At 41.9% G+C, this 13,833-nt stretch carries 17 protein-coding genes; 3 read left to right on the top strand and 14 right to left on the bottom strand.

Annotated elements, in window-relative coordinates:
• Nucleotides 1–221 precede the first annotated feature (221 nt).
• Complete coding sequence (locus ABVF21_RS14900) at nt 222–368, top strand: hypothetical protein (RefSeq protein ID WP_194220826.1); 147 nt, start codon at nt 222–224, stop codon at nt 366–368.
• A 244-nt stretch (nt 369–612) separates the two neighbouring features.
• Nucleotides 613–1,335, top strand: coding sequence for an iron-sulfur cluster repair di-iron protein (gene ric / locus ABVF21_RS14905; RefSeq protein ID WP_194220825.1), 723 nt, complete (start codon nt 613–615; stop codon nt 1,333–1,335).
• 48 nt (nt 1,336–1,383) lie between these two features.
• Here the strand turns inward: ric and ABVF21_RS14910 are convergent, their stop codons facing one another.
• From ABVF21_RS14910 to ABVF21_RS14970, 13 genes are all read right to left on the bottom strand, one after another.
• Nucleotides 1,384–2,055, bottom strand: coding sequence for a Crp/Fnr family transcriptional regulator (locus tag ABVF21_RS14910; RefSeq protein WP_303530462.1), 672 nt, complete (start codon nt 2,053–2,055; stop codon nt 1,384–1,386).
• A 69-nt stretch (nt 2,056–2,124) separates the two neighbouring features.
• Nucleotides 2,125–3,456, bottom strand: a complete 1,332-nt coding sequence (locus ABVF21_RS14915) for a PAS domain-containing sensor histidine kinase (RefSeq protein ID WP_371018504.1) — start codon at nt 3,454–3,456, stop codon at nt 2,125–2,127.
• The gene (locus ABVF21_RS14920; RefSeq protein WP_303529567.1) at nt 3,453–3,917 is read right to left on the bottom strand and encodes a GAF domain-containing protein; all 465 of its coding nucleotides are present in this window, start codon (nt 3,915–3,917) and stop codon (nt 3,453–3,455) included. The genes ABVF21_RS14915 and ABVF21_RS14920 overlap by 4 nt, the downstream gene beginning before the upstream one ends.
• A gap of 12 nt (nt 3,918–3,929) precedes the next feature.
• Complete coding sequence (locus ABVF21_RS14925) at nt 3,930–4,586, bottom strand: response regulator (RefSeq protein ID WP_194220821.1); 657 nt, start codon at nt 4,584–4,586, stop codon at nt 3,930–3,932.
• 17 nt (nt 4,587–4,603) lie between these two features.
• Nucleotides 4,604–5,254 (bottom strand): sensor histidine kinase, encoded by a 651-nt coding sequence (locus ABVF21_RS14930; protein ID WP_371018505.1) that lies wholly within the window; start codon nt 5,252–5,254, stop codon nt 4,604–4,606.
• A gap of 12 nt (nt 5,255–5,266) precedes the next feature.
• The gene (locus ABVF21_RS14935) at nt 5,267–6,778 is read right to left on the bottom strand and encodes a nitrate/nitrite transporter (protein ID WP_194220819.1); all 1,512 of its coding nucleotides are present in this window, start codon (nt 6,776–6,778) and stop codon (nt 5,267–5,269) included.
• Complete coding sequence (locus ABVF21_RS14940) at nt 6,771–7,058, bottom strand: hypothetical protein (RefSeq protein ID WP_242057351.1); 288 nt, start codon at nt 7,056–7,058, stop codon at nt 6,771–6,773. Before ABVF21_RS14940 ends, ABVF21_RS14935 begins: the two co-directional genes overlap by 8 nt.
• Nucleotides 7,045–7,362 carry a hypothetical protein gene (locus ABVF21_RS14945; protein WP_306558307.1) on the bottom strand — a complete coding sequence of 106 codons (318 nt, stop codon included), beginning with the start codon at nt 7,360–7,362 and terminating at the stop codon, nt 7,045–7,047. The genes ABVF21_RS14940 and ABVF21_RS14945 overlap by 14 nt, the downstream gene beginning before the upstream one ends.
• Entirely contained in the window at nt 7,346–7,555 is a 210-nt protein-coding gene (locus tag ABVF21_RS14950; RefSeq protein WP_194220817.1) for a hypothetical protein, read from the bottom strand. Before ABVF21_RS14950 ends, ABVF21_RS14945 begins: the two co-directional genes overlap by 17 nt.
• Nucleotides 7,545–8,069 (bottom strand): ubiquinol-cytochrome c reductase iron-sulfur subunit, encoded by a 525-nt coding sequence (locus ABVF21_RS14955; protein WP_194220816.1) that lies wholly within the window; start codon nt 8,067–8,069, stop codon nt 7,545–7,547. The genes ABVF21_RS14950 and ABVF21_RS14955 overlap by 11 nt, the downstream gene beginning before the upstream one ends.
• Nucleotides 8,070–8,083: 14 nt before the next feature.
• On the bottom strand, nt 8,084–8,644 hold the full coding sequence (locus ABVF21_RS14960; protein WP_194220815.1) for a 4Fe-4S dicluster domain-containing protein: 561 nt from the start codon (nt 8,642–8,644) through the stop codon (nt 8,084–8,086).
• The gene (locus tag ABVF21_RS14965) at nt 8,645–10,813 is read right to left on the bottom strand and encodes a molybdopterin oxidoreductase family protein (RefSeq protein ID WP_303529577.1); all 2,169 of its coding nucleotides are present in this window, start codon (nt 10,811–10,813) and stop codon (nt 8,645–8,647) included.
• Entirely contained in the window at nt 10,800–11,885 is a 1,086-nt protein-coding gene (locus ABVF21_RS14970; RefSeq protein ID WP_303529581.1) for a hypothetical protein, read from the bottom strand. The genes ABVF21_RS14965 and ABVF21_RS14970 overlap by 14 nt, the downstream gene beginning before the upstream one ends.
• A 362-nt stretch (nt 11,886–12,247) precedes the next feature.
• On the opposite strand from ABVF21_RS14970, the gene ABVF21_RS14975 reads away from it, so the two are divergent.
• Entirely contained in the window at nt 12,248–12,574 is a 327-nt protein-coding gene (locus ABVF21_RS14975) for a heterocycloanthracin/sonorensin family bacteriocin (RefSeq protein WP_194220812.1), read from the top strand.
• 268 nt (nt 12,575–12,842) lie between these two features.
• Here ABVF21_RS14975 and ABVF21_RS14980 read toward each other — a convergent pair whose 3' ends face one another.
• Nucleotides 12,843–13,214 (bottom strand): DUF948 domain-containing protein, encoded by a 372-nt coding sequence (locus tag ABVF21_RS14980; RefSeq protein ID WP_194220811.1) that lies wholly within the window; start codon nt 13,212–13,214, stop codon nt 12,843–12,845.
• Nucleotides 13,215–13,833 lie beyond the last annotated feature (619 nt).

Genomic DNA, 13,833 nt, shown 5'->3' on the forward strand with positions numbered 1-13,833 from the left:
TAGTTGTACGTTTAAAAAAAGAATGCTTGAGCTAAGCATTTTTGAGAGAGAATGAATGAGGTCGTTCAAAAAATAGAGGCTAGGAATAAAAGATTCCTAATCCCCCGAATATCGTGAAATTTAAAATTCTTTTAGGTATCTCTCATTCGTTCATCTCCTGTTCACCTATACGTTGTAAAATACGTATGAAGTATTTCGTTCGTATAGAAAGGGTGAAAGTAATGATTTCCATTTTAATGATTGATGACGATCCCCACATTTTAAACCTTGTAGAAGTTACTTTACGAGATGTTGGATTTCATACATACAAATCAAAGAATGGTATAGAAGCTTTGGCTCTATTAGAAGAAGTGACAATGAGTGAGTGATGGGCAGATTGGGAACACACAGGAATCGACGGAACGATTGTGCTAATACCATCTGATAGTAAGCTTGCTCTCTGAATGGAAGATGAGCACTCCTTTTTCGTTTTTCTCAAATGAATAGTTAGTAAGAAGGTTCCTTCTGCATAGTTACCGCCTCTTGTGTGATATACACCACAGTTTAGTACAGGGAAATGGTTTACATTAAACGTGTACTTAAGAATAGTTAATCATTCAGGAGGTTATAACGATGGAAAAGATGTTTAATGGGGCTACCAAAACCGGGGAGATCGTGACACAATTTCCGAGAGCAAGCCAGATCCTAAAGGAATATCGCCTTGATTTTTGTTGTGGAGGTAACCGTCCTATACATGAAGCCATTGCTGAGAAGAATCTTAATGAAGAGGAAATCCTCTCCAGATTGAATACACTTTATGTAGAAATGAAAGATATGAAGGAACGTGAAGTGAACTGGGAGCTAGAACGGTATTCACGTTTAATCGACCATATTCTCGATACACACCACGCGTATCTTGATCATGTCCTTACTGAACTCAACGGCTTTGTAACAAAAGTCTACCGAGTTCACGGGAGTACACATCCAGAATTAAGTCAGGTTCATCGTTTGTTTCATCGCCTCAAACTTGAATTAGAAGAACACTTGATTCAGGAAGAAGAGAAAGTCTTTCCTAAGATCAAGGCGTACGAAGCAGAGCCTTCACAAGAGTCTTTAACGAAAGTTCTTGAAACCATTGCTGCCCTTGAAGAAGAACATGAAGAAGCCGGTCATTTATTAAAAGAACTTCGGTCTGTTACGAGGGACTACACTCTTCCAGAAGGTGCCTGCACAACTTACACTTTAATGTATCTTAAATTAGAAGAACTCGAATCCGATCTATTTCAGCATATCCATCTCGAGAATAATATCCTTTTCCCCCGACTCGAACGCGAACGAGCGAATGTTCATCAGTAATCGCCACCTCCTTTATCACAGACAAAAAGGCACAATATGTGCCTTTTTTCATTGCAAATGCTTGAGCCGGTTCAGATCATAAATAAATAAACCATGGCGATCGCTTTTTAATATCTGATCCTTTTTTAATTGATTCAGTAGCCGATTGATTGATTCCCGAGACGTGCCGACTATATTCGCTAGATCCTGGTTCGTAATCGGGAAATCAATCGCAATTCCCCCATCACGCTGGTTTCCATTTTCGTAAGCTAATCTGATCATGGTTTGAACGAAACGGTGCTGAACGTCTTGTGAAATGAGCGACTGTACTCGTTCTTGTAACTCAAGAATCTTCTTCCCCATCATCTCCATCACTTTAATCGCCAGGTGAGGTTTCACCATCATTAGTTGATTGAAATCTTCAATTCGAATCATGAGAAGGACCGCACCTTGTAGCACCATAGCATTCGCCGGATACGGAGATTGATCGAAAAAACCGACGTGTGGAAACATATCACCTGATTGCAGTAAAGAAAACACTTGTTCATTTCCGTCCTCATCGATTTTATGAGTCTTAACGACACCGGATTCAATGAAAAACACCGCCTCACGTTCATCACCCTCCATAAACACGAAACTTCGATTACTAAAGTGTTTTCTTCTTGTGATTTTTTCAATTTCTTCGATTTCTTCATCATCTAACCCTAGAAAAATAGAAGTTCTTTTCAATATGTTCTTCATGTTCCCCACTACAAAACCTCCCTTCATTCATCAAATTTCATTTCCATTACTATAAGGGATTCTCACCTTCTAATATGGAATGTCTAAAATCACTTTCGTTCCTTTTCCTGGAGCGCTATGTATATGTAACTCGCCACCTACTGACTTTGACCGCTCTTCCATACTAAACAACCCGACCCCACTCGCAAGCTGATCTTGGACAAACCCAATCCCATTATCTTCCACCATCACTCTAACACCTTCGCTAAACTCACGAATTGTGACAGAAGCTTGCTTGACCCCTGCATATTTCCGCACGTTGGTTAACGCTTCTTGGATGATGCGGTAGATTGTAGTTTCGGACTGGTTTCCAAGACGATTTTCAAGAACACATTCAAAGAAAACATCAATCTTATAGTTTTCTGAGTATCTGTTTAGGAAGGAGCGAATCGCCGGGATCAAGCCAAGATCATCTAACACAGATGGACGTAGTTCCCAAGAAATCTCTCGAACTTCTTCTATTATAGCGGTGGCCTCATTACGCATTTGATCAATAAGAGGATGATCCAATTCTGCATCGATACGGCTGATCGTAATAAGATGACTATATAAATTCTGACCAATTCCATCATGTAAGTTTCGAGAGAGTCTTTTGCGTTCCTCTTCCTGAACATCAATCATGCGTGTTGCCATTTGTTTTAATTCTTCTTCAACCTTTTTTCGTTTAGTAACCTCAGAACGAATCGCTAAGTATTGATAAGGCTTTCCTTCTTTATTTAGAAAGGGAACAATAGTAGTATCCACCCAATAGGAAGTCCCATCCTTCGCTTTATTTTTAATCTCGCCTTTCCAAACTTCCCCTGAAGCAATCGTTCGCCAGAGGTCTCGAAAGAATTCCTTCGAATGATAGCCAGAATTGATAATAGAATGATCTCTTCCGATCAGTTCTTCCTGCGAGTACTTTGAGATCTGACAGAATTGATCATTCACATACACAATTTTTCCTGAATGATCCGTGATCGCAACAATCGTCGATTCATCTAGTGCAAATTTAATATCAAGGAGTTCATTTACTACTTTTTGGGGCTCTAAACCAGCAATCGATCGATCATTCTTTTTATGGATGACAAGAAGGATATAAGATTCCCCTTTAAGTGTGAATGAACTTTTCCGCAAAAACACCGGAAAATACTTCCCTTCTTTCCCCACACCAAAGCGTTGGACCACGACCCCTTGATCCAACAGAGAATAATTAAGATTTGGTATAAGCTGTCGGACGGTTGTTACATCATCATCTCGAACAAGTCCAAACAGATCAATCGCTTCTTCGTTAAGAGAATAAATGTTGCCTTTCTCGTCAGTAACAATTGTGGCTTCTTCTGTTGTTTCAACTGAAGGCTGACTCTTATTTCTTTCAATCAAAAGCGATCCCTCCTATACGTAGCATAATGAGTGGATAAGCTTGACTGCACACCACGTGCTACTTCCATCACTCGGCTTTTCTCTTCTTCGGTAAAAACATGGACGTCACGATAACCAATTAACAAGGCACCTTTCGGAGAGTCATCACATAATAGTGGCACAGCATAAGCTGAAATTAGCTGTTCAGCTAGCATGATCGGATAATCGATTGATTTGCCTAGGATTCCATTTGGAAAAGAGGTTATTTCCATCTGACGACCGCTAGAAATAACTTTCCCTGCGATCCCTTTTCCATAGCGAACGGTGATATATTTGTACTTTTCATTCCGATGTCCTATGACGCATGGCCACGTAATATCGAGTCCAGCTCTGTTTTGTAGCGCTAATGCAACGACATCACAAGAAAGATCTCGCTTTAAGCGTTGGCCCTCAGGTGAGATCCACTTATCAAATGGTTCCATCAGCTTTCCTCCTTATTGAATGCCATACCCAAGCAACCCTTTCTTTAAGGCGAAGGATACGAGCTCTGGCCTTGTTTTAATCTTGAGTTTCCCCATGACATTGCCTTTATGCGTTTCAACCGTCTTCACACTAATGACGAGTTTTTCGGCGATCTCTTTATTAGAATATCCCTTCGCCACAAGCGTCAGCACTTCTTTCTCCCGATCGGATAACAGTTGATAAGTATCCATTTCATCCTGCTTTAAATTACCTATGTATTCCTCCATCAACCTCTTTGTTGCTGAAGGATGAAGGTATGCATTACCACTGCAGACTGATCGGATTGCTTGTACAAGTTCATCATGTGGCGCACTCTTCAAAACGCAACCAGATGCTCCAGCCTGGATCGCTCGAAATAAATACTCTTCATCATCGTGCATCGTAAGAATGAGGATAGCCGTATGGGGTAATTGCTTTTTCAGCTCAGATGTCGCTGATAACCCGTCCTTTCCGTGAGGCATACTTAAATCCATCAAAATCACATCAGGGTTCGTTTCCATTGCTTTCTCAATTCCTTCATTGCCTTCAGACGCTTCCCCTACAACTTCCATATCCTTAAGCGAGTTTAATAGCATTTTTAAACCCATTCTCACAACTGCATGATCATCTACTAAAAGAACTTTTATCACTTGAATTCCCCCTCTCTCTAAATAGGTAGACTGATCGAAACCGTCGTTCCGATTGCAGGCTCAGATGTGACCTGACACGCACCACCTACAAGAACCATCCTTTCCTTCATCGCAGCCATTCCGGTAAAATAGTTTCGCTTCATAACATCCGTAACATCGAAACCCTTTCCATAATCTTCTATTTGTATTTTCACTGATTTATCTTCCCATGTAAACCGAACCTTAGCATTTGTTGCATCCGCATACTTGGCGATATTGATTAGGGCTTCCTGACAAACACGGAAGACCGCCATGCTTTTCCGCTCAGAAATCACTTTCTCCTCACCAGTTGATTCAAAGTTAACTAGAATACCAAACGTTGATGTATAAAGTTTCGAATAACTTTTAAGAGCTGAGATGAGTCCTAACGTTGTGAGTGTATTCGGATAGAGCTCGACAGATAGTAATCTCACTTCTTGAATCGTACGCTCCATTAGCGTGGCCATTTCTTTCGCATAGCTTTTCATATGTGGATCTTCTATGCCTGTCTGAAGAAACCCCAAACCTGTATAGAGACTATACAGGTTCTGGCTGATCCCTTCATGAAGCTCGAGTGCAATGCGTTTAATTTCTTCTTCTTGTGATTGAATAATATAAGTACTCGCCTCGTTTCCATCTTTTAGCGCCATCTCGAACCCCCATTACTCATTCGTCAATTTCAGCTTATCTTCGGTAATATCGCTGAACACACCGGCATACTGAATGACCTCTCCCGAATCATCTTTAATCGCGTTGATCGTTAGCCATTCTAGGAAGTGATTCCCGTCTTTTCGTTTATTCCATATTTGTCCTTGCCAGGATCCTTTCTGTTTCAGAGTTTCCCACATCTGATGATAGAAAGCAGCGGATTGTTTTCCCGACTTCAACATATTCGGATTTTCTCCAATTGATTCTTTTGCACTGAATCCTGTTAGTTCCGTGAAAGCAGGATTGACCGCAATGATCTTCCCCTGTTTATCCGTAACCATCATCCCGAGCGGCGTCGTAACCATCACTTGATGAGACAAGATAAGTTTATCCTGATAATACATCCAGATGACAAGAACAAGACTGACGAGCGCTAACTGAGATAACGCCATAAATCCAATTGCATAATGTCCTGTTAACTGATAAAGCGATGCAAGAATAAGAGGCGGGAAGAAACCGCCAAGTCCACCCATTGCTGCAATGATACCATTGGCAATACCTGCTTGCTTCTGAAAATACATTGGCACAAGTTTGAACACAACACCATTTCCGATTCCGGCTGCCATCGCAATTGTAATGCATCCAACCGTGTACAACTGAATGGAAGGAGCGAATGATAGAATAAGTGCCGCAACTGTGAACAGACCAAATACGTACATGAGCAGAATGAGGGAATGGAACTTGTCAGCAAGAAAGCCCCCAACAGGACGTAGGAAAGTTGCCACTACAATAAAACCTGCCGTTCTTACCCCAGCGTCTACTTTTTCAAGTCCGAAATTAGCCACTAAGAAGTTGGGTAAATACACTGTAAAAGCTACAAAAGATCCAAACGTAATAAAATAGAATAAACAGAATAACCATAGCTTCTCATTCTTATAAATCCCTTTGATTTGTTTCACTAAAGGTACCTGAACCCTTGGTTCGTGTTTATCTCCTAAGAAAAAGTTAGCGATGATAAAGATGCCTAATAACACCATATATAACTTCACAGTAAATGACCAGCCGTAATTCGCCGCAACAACCGGAGCAGCGAACGCTGTAATAGCTGTACCAATGTTCCCCGCTCCGTATATCCCATTAACAAATCCGTGGCGTTCTTTTGCATAATATTTAGGGAGAGAGGTGACACCAACAGAAAAAATGGCTCCACCAATTCCGAGGAATAAGCCTCCAACTAGAAGATCAGCGAAGGAATCAGCTGCACTTAAAAAGTAAACGGGGAAAAGCAATAAAATGAAGCTAATCATAAATAATAGTCTTGCACCAAATTGATTCGCAAGGTAACCGATCGGTATACGCAATAATGATCCCAAAATGACAGGTACTGCTGTAACCCATGCAATTTGTTCTGGTGCGATAGCGATATCTTCAGTTATAAACGGGAGTAAAGATGAGATCAATACCCAGACCATGAAACCTGTGACAAGATTCATCGTCTGTAATGGAAGTTGCCATTTCTTATACATGTTCATTCTCCTCGTTTCTCATGACATAATATAGTCCAACCTGTTTATCATAAGCCCTCCATTCGCTTTCCGTTAGACGAACATCGCTCGTAAGTGGAACAGCAAAGAAGTAATGATCATCGAAGAAGATGCGAAGATGAGTGCGATCAGGACACCATTCTAGCTTTCTCACACGTTTATTCACCCAAGGGGCCATCTCTTCTCCTCGTTCCCCGTGAATACAAACGCGAACGGGTTGACCGATATATGATTCTAAACTTTGCATACTAACGTGTGCCACAGGAGCTGCACCCCCTATTGGCAGGATAGACAAAAAATTGATAGCCTTGTAAGGTTTCCCAGAATTTCGTATCCGCGCATCTTTCTAAATGCTGAATGACCTCATCTTCAGACATCCACTCGCTCATCCCTTTTACTTCAGCCACCACAATCTCTACTTCATTTTCGACTTTCTTATCTAGATACCAGTTAAGATACTGTTCCTTAAAAACTTGTTTCAGCATCTGATCCACTTCATCAGCTAGAGAACCGGTGACTTGCTGGATAAAACAGAAATCTAAGTAAGTTTCATTGTTCATGCCCATGAGTGCCTCCTTTATGCTTTTCTTTTCGATAAATGAGGAGCGCAATTGGAAATAATAGAATGTTCAACCCGCCGTATACTAGCGTAGTAGCGTAATGTTCATAGTAAAACTGGTGAACCATTAACTGCGTGAAAACAATGTTCAAGAGTAGGATAGTACAGAGTAATAGAACGCCAACATAACTACGCTTCATATCGCTTCACCTTGACGGCATATACTCCGCCGTTACTCACTTCTACTTGAATGCCAGGTAGAGGCCGTCTCGGCGGTCCTGCAGTTGGAGCCCCCGTTCCTGCATCGAACTTACCGTGATGACAAGGGCAAACCATTTCTTTTTCTTCCTTCACCCAATAGACCGGGCATCTCAAGTGAGTACAAGCATTCTGATAAGCAACATAGCGTTTATCGCTCAAGCGAATTAAGATCGCACTGTCATGCTCACTTGGAAAATTGAAATCCACCGAATCACCAATCGCGATGTCTTTAACGTTCACGATTTTCTGATGAGGGTACTCTTTTTCCCCTAGCCCTAATAACTCCTTAGCCGCAACCGCTCCCCACGGAAGCGAGGAGATGGCGAACACCCCAGCAGCACCTGCAAGTGTCTTCATAAACCCTCTTCGATCGAGCATCCGTTCATTGTTCCGATTAATATTATGTGTGTAATTATCTTCATCGAATGGCACACGATTGTTTCGATCTGACATACTACATCCTCTCCCTAAAAGAGTTTCTCTGTTCCTTGTAAAATACCAGGCAGGTTCACTTTCACATTCGTTGCACCTTCTAAATAAGGCATGCTTGTCACCCATTTACCGTTATCGAGATTGTGCTGCTCCTGTTTTTTCTCAATCTCACCTTCCGTTAACCACTGAAGTGTGTTGGAAGGACAGACGCTCGCACACATTGGAGGAATGCCATCTTTCGTTCGATCGATACAAAGATCACACTTATACATAAGATTTTGTTCTTCATCAAACTTCGGAATTCCATACGGACAGGCAATTGTACAATTCTGACATCCGATGCATTTCTCAACTAATGCCGAAAGAACAGCACCTGATTCATGAATTTGTATCGCTTGAGCCGGACAGCTTCTAGCACAAGCTGGATTTTCACAGTGTAAGCACATGAGAGGCATTGTTTGCCTATTCACATGCGGATTGACATCATACACATAGTTCCGATTTCGCTGCTCATGCCCACCGCATTGCGTGCAAGCAGCTAGGCAAGAGCGGCAACCAATACAGTTTTCTAATTCGATGTACAGTCGCTTCTTCATTTACAACACCTTCTTACTAGGTAATTTCTGCATTTGAGCAGCACATGCTTTGAATTCAGGCATTCTTGATATTGGATCAAGGGCTGCGATTGTCAGCAGGTTAATCGATTCATCATGACCAAAGTGATAAGGAACGAATACCGTGTCTGTTCGAATAGCTTCTGTCACTTTCACCTTATAAACGGCTTTTCCTCGTCTTGTATATAGAACAATCTTTTCATCATGTTCTAGATCGTACTCATGGGCCGTTTCTGGATGCACTTCTACATATGGCTCTGGACACATGTCATTAAGGAACTGAATGCGGCGCGTTTGATTTCCAGATAAGTAATGATAGACGACACGGCCCGTTGTTAAGCGAAGCGGATACTTTTCACAAGGCTCTTCTGCAGGCGGGCGATAAGGCAGCGCACAAATCTTCGCTTTTCCATCTGGATGATAGAATTTCTGGTCAAGGAACATGTGCGGGGTTCCTTTGTCCTGTTCATCCTTACATGGCCAGAACACCCCATCCTGTTGATCGATCTTATCCCAGGTCGCACCGTAGTAATCAGCGTTTCCACCCTTTGTAGCTAATCTGAACTCATCCGCCACATCTCGAGCCGTTTTCAAATGAGAGAAATACTTGCCTTTCCCAAGATGTTCAGCAAGTTCCACTTGCATTAACCAATCTGGCTTTGATTCACCAATTGGTTCCTGCGCCTGGTTAATTTTAATAATGCGCCCTTCAATGTTCGTAACCGTCCCTTCATCTTCTGACCAAGTCACGGACGGAAGAATCACATCAGCGAACTCGGCCGACTCTGACAAGTAGAAGTCACCGCAAACCATAAAATCAAGATTCTTCATCGCTTTTCGAACAAAATTTAAATTCGGTGCCGAAACAGCCGGATTCGAACAAAGAAGATATAGTCCTCGAATCGTTTTTTGCTCCATTAATTCAAACATTTCATAAGCTGATACTCCCGGCTTTGGCATTTCTTCAGGATTAATTCCCCACACTTTCGAAACGGCTTTAACGTGTTCAGGATTCGTAATTTTACGATAGCCAGGTAATAGATCCGATTTCTGACCGTGCTCTCGTCCGCCCTGACCGTTTCCTTGTCCTGTGAACGTCGCAACACCGGCCTTTGGTCGACCAATTTTACCAGTTACAAGGGCCATGTTTGTGTAGGCAGAAACGTTATCGACCCCTTTATGCTGTTGCTCGATACCACGCGCAAACATAACAATGGCATTTGGTGCCTTTCCATAAATTTCTGCTGCTTTCATGATTTTTTCTGGCGAGACACCTGTCAAAATGCTTGTATATTCAGGCGTGAACTCTTTCACAACTTCCTTTGTTTCCTCAAATCCGTTCGTATGATCGTTCACAAACGCTTCATCTGCATAGCCGTTTTCAATAAGAAGGTGCAAGATGCCATTCGCCAGTGCAAGGTCGGTTCCTGGTTTTAGATCAAGGTGCACATCCGCTCTTCTAGCGAGAGGTGTTTCTCTAGGATCAACGACGATAATGTAACCCCCACGCTCCTGCACATTCCATACGCGGAACATCGAAGTGGGGTGACATTCAGCTGTATTACTTCCAGCAATGAATAAGCAATCTGTTTCATGAATATCTGTCCACGGTAATGTCGAGCCACGATCTACTCCGAATGAGCGTAAGAAACCACCAGCGGCACTCGACATACAGAACCGACCATTGTAATCAATGTAGCGGGTTCCAAGCGCAACCCTTGCAAACTTTCCAGTTAAATAGCACTTTTCATTTGTCATGGAGACACCACTGAAAACGGATAAACTGTCTTTGCCATATTCCGATTGCAGCTCACCGAATTTCTTAGCAATAAGCTGATACGCTTCCTCCCAGCTCGCTTCTCTGAATCCTTCCTTCGTTCCTTTTAATGAGGCATCATCGCGGATGAGCGGTCGAAGGATTCGGTCCGGATGATTCGTTTGTTGATAAGCGGTTACTCCTTTCGGACACATCTTCCCAACCGTAACCGGCCAATCATAACGAGGTTCGACACCGATAATTTTGTTACTACTCGTGTTCACCCTTAAGTTCATGCCACACTGCATACCGCAATAGCTACAGTGGGTTTTAACTAATTTTTCATTCGGGTGCGTGACATTTTCGATATCTCGAAAAAATTTATCCCTTTGCATTCTGATTAGCCTCCTTCGTTTTCACTTCATGCGTTGCAAATCCTGAAAATCGTGCGATGCGATATTTTCTTCGACATGGAAGGCATAATTCAGCAAGATTAAAGCCCTCCTCCATATCGAACGTAATGTCATTCGTATTCAGCACATCCATAACATCTTTTGATTGTTCAGTAGAAACAAAACTTTCCCCACATACCTTGCATGCTTTCTTCGACTGCTCAGCATAATGTTCACGATAATTGCGCGCAAACACACTAAGCGGACGAAATGGAATATGGGCGAGCTTCCCAAACGGTAAGTAAATGAGCGTAATGATAACAGAATACTGATGGATGAGTGACATAACGTAATGCCCCTGCCCATGTAAAAAGACGTTCATAAATGTTAAAAGAAGACCTGTTACACTAATAAACAGCAAGAGATAGAGTGGTAGAAAGTCATACATAAAATTCTGTTCCGCTCTAGCCTGCATATTTTTTAAGCGACGATAAAGCGCCATACATACACCGGCGATCACCATAATCGCTGTGAAGTTCAACGCATTGTAAAAGAAGAAAGCAAGAATCCCATCGGCATTAACTGTCATTATGTTGATGCCCATGCCTACAACAGTGTAATAACCGCCTTCCTCCATCGTGAAGTACATCCATCCAAACACGAGTGGAAATGTGACAAAGCAGGACAATATGACGCCCCAGCCAAGCAGAAGATGTTGTGTCCATCGGTAAATTCCCCTATTCCAGATAAACTGATATGTACCAAGATGTTCAACAGATGTTTTTGGCGTTGATTTGCGCCCGAGCAGCTTAATTCCCTTTTTAATAATGATTTTGGTTGGAGGCCTTTCCCCCCAAGCAATGAAACGATAGAAGAAACCACCAATGAATACGAACGTCCCCACCATGTAGCCATAAAGGTTTAAATCGACGTGTGTGAACATTCTCGTTGCAATAAACGATAGGATAACTAAGCCACTTATTGTAAAAAACATAGATTTCGCAAAATTTGAAGCAAATGCATGATGGAATGACCGTATGGATTTGGATGATTTTCGAAGTACAGATTCTGCCATATAAATTCCCCCTCGCAGGTTACTTGTTACTTTTATTATAGAAAGGTGAGCAAATTTAGGTAATCAGGGAACTTCCCTATCATCTGAGGGGAACTCCCCTATCTTTTATAAATGGCTCAGAATGGCCGATCCGGTTCAATGGATTCCATCTTATGAAGAAAAGGAGTGCGATCGATAGAATAGCACTCGTCCCAGACGCCATCCTAATGACCGCTCGTACCGATTTCTTCCACTCCTTACCTAGTAACATTACCCAACCACTTCACATAATTTGTTGAAGAAGGTGTTTCATGAAGTAATTACTCATGACAAAGCAGTTCCATTTAGCTCATTAGAAAAGAATAATGATGGAGGTGACATAAATGAATCAATTTCAAAATGATCTTCAACACTTAGATGTTGGAGAATACCATGCCCAAAATTTAGTGCCATGTGAGCAAGCCAACTATCATACACATGTTGATCCAAATGATTCTCGCTTAATCGGGTTTGTTTGCTATGGCTGCTTCCGATGCGCAGGTTGTGTAGGCTGCGCTGGATGCGCGGGTTGTGCTGGATGTGCGGGGTGTGCCGGATGCGGCGGCGGCTGCGCGCGTTGTGCTCGATGCGCTGGATGCGGCGGTTGTGCCGCAAGATGTGGAGGTGGCGGTCGTTGCGGTGGAGGCGGTGGTCGTTGTGGCGGACGCTGATCGGATCAATTCCTAACATAAAATGAAATTGGATTGATTTTAATCACGCTTCTGATAAACGAATTACTTCATAAGCTAAAACCCCACAGAAAAGAGCTTAGAAGCACGATGCTTCCAAGCTCTTTTTCATTTCATTAAAGCTGCATGACCGTTGTACAGAACTAATGATATAGTGAACAACCTAAAAGTCTCTATACAATATAGATAAATCCTAGCCTCGGAAGTTCATAAATTTAAAAAGAGGCCGGTTTACCCAGCCTCTTTCTCCTTATTTCAATTTAATGTGCACTGGCTTACTTTCCTGTGTATGGATGATTTTCTTACGGTTCTTCTGCAGTGCCGTTCTTTTTATTGAGCTTGTTACATCGTGTATCATATCGCCCACATCATGAGCGGACTCGATTAAGGGGTCAACGGCTTCCATTTTCCCTTTTACATCAACCGAAATTTCATTGGCTTTATGAATCAGTTCCTCTGCTTCATCTGAAATGCCGTTTACAGAATTCCGAACGCCCGACAGCGTCTCCTTCGTTTCTGCCAATGTTGTCATAACTTTTCGTAATGTCAAAACCAAATAGACGACAAGAACAACAAACGCGATGGCTACAAGGGTAACACTCCACTCAATTATTGAGACCACCTCCCTTCTTTTCTCTAAGTCTATGAAGGTGGGGATTAGGACATTCCTTTATAGGAAACAGATGAAATATATAAATGTAAGATTGTTCAAAATGACCTGATTCTAGAGGGTACCAGTCGCCATAGCTGGAGAGTTCTAAAGGATTAGCAATCTCTTAAATGCAGTGCCTACCGTTCAAACTGTAGAACACGATATTTCCTAATAAAAATGAGCGATCTAGACTAAAATGTAAGCAACTTTCCTCAAGAAGACGCATTTTTGAAAGTACGTTTTTCTAATTGAACTATTAACTTTACGTATTTTCTCCATCGCTATACTTGTTGTCCCGGAGAGAATCTTTAAACTTAACTCCCGAGAATAACAAGGCTATTTCTCATAAGGCCCCTTTAAGATCCATATAATTCCACCAACTCTTCAAACCTATCTATAACCTCATCATATTCACTTACCTCTCCAAACCCATACTTTGCATAAACAAAAGGTATCCCAGCATTGATATGATCCCCTCATAGTAGACAGAAAAAAGAAAGCGCACTAAGCTGTCTATTATGGAGGGGATTTTTCTATGGGTAAAATTAATAAAACATATGATATTCAATTCAAGAAAAAAGCTGTAGAT

Origin of the sequence: Pseudalkalibacillus sp. JSM 102089, from assembly GCF_041366475.1 — a bacterium.
In the GTDB taxonomy this organism is placed as follows: domain Bacteria; phylum Bacillota; class Bacilli; order Bacillales; family Guptibacillaceae; genus Guptibacillus; species Guptibacillus hwajinpoensis_B.

Excerpts from the sequence above, each read along its gene's own strand:
- ABVF21_RS14900 (WP_194220826.1), top strand. The coding sequence starts at position 222 with ATGATTTCCATTTTAATGATTGATGACGATCCCCACATTTTAAACCTT.
- ric (WP_194220825.1), top strand. The coding sequence starts at position 613 with ATGGAAAAGATGTTTAATGGGGCTACCAAAACCGGGGAGATCGTGACA.
- ABVF21_RS14910 (WP_303530462.1), bottom strand. The coding sequence starts at position 2,055 with ATGAAGAACATATTGAAAAGAACTTCTATTTTTCTAGGGTTAGATGAT.
- ABVF21_RS14920 (WP_303529567.1), bottom strand. The coding sequence starts at position 3,917 with ATGGAACCATTTGATAAGTGGATCTCACCTGAGGGCCAACGCTTAAAG.
- ABVF21_RS14930 (WP_371018505.1), bottom strand. The coding sequence starts at position 5,254 with ATGGCGCTAAAAGATGGAAACGAGGCGAGTACTTATATTATTCAATCA.
- ABVF21_RS14935 (WP_194220819.1), bottom strand. The coding sequence starts at position 6,778 with ATGTATAAGAAATGGCAACTTCCATTACAGACGATGAATCTTGTCACA.
- ABVF21_RS14945 (WP_306558307.1), bottom strand. The coding sequence starts at position 7,362 with ATGGGCATGAACAATGAAACTTACTTAGATTTCTGTTTTATCCAGCAA.
- ABVF21_RS14950 (WP_194220817.1), bottom strand. The coding sequence starts at position 7,555 with ATGAAGCGTAGTTATGTTGGCGTTCTATTACTCTGTACTATCCTACTC.
- ABVF21_RS14955 (WP_194220816.1), bottom strand. The coding sequence starts at position 8,069 with ATGTCAGATCGAAACAATCGTGTGCCATTCGATGAAGATAATTACACA.
- ABVF21_RS14960 (WP_194220815.1), bottom strand. The coding sequence starts at position 8,644 with ATGAAGAAGCGACTGTACATCGAATTAGAAAACTGTATTGGTTGCCGC.
- ABVF21_RS14965 (WP_303529577.1), bottom strand. The coding sequence starts at position 10,813 with ATGCAAAGGGATAAATTTTTTCGAGATATCGAAAATGTCACGCACCCG.
- ABVF21_RS14970 (WP_303529581.1), bottom strand. The coding sequence starts at position 11,885 with ATGGCAGAATCTGTACTTCGAAAATCATCCAAATCCATACGGTCATTC.
- ABVF21_RS14975 (WP_194220812.1), top strand. The coding sequence starts at position 12,248 with ATGAATCAATTTCAAAATGATCTTCAACACTTAGATGTTGGAGAATAC.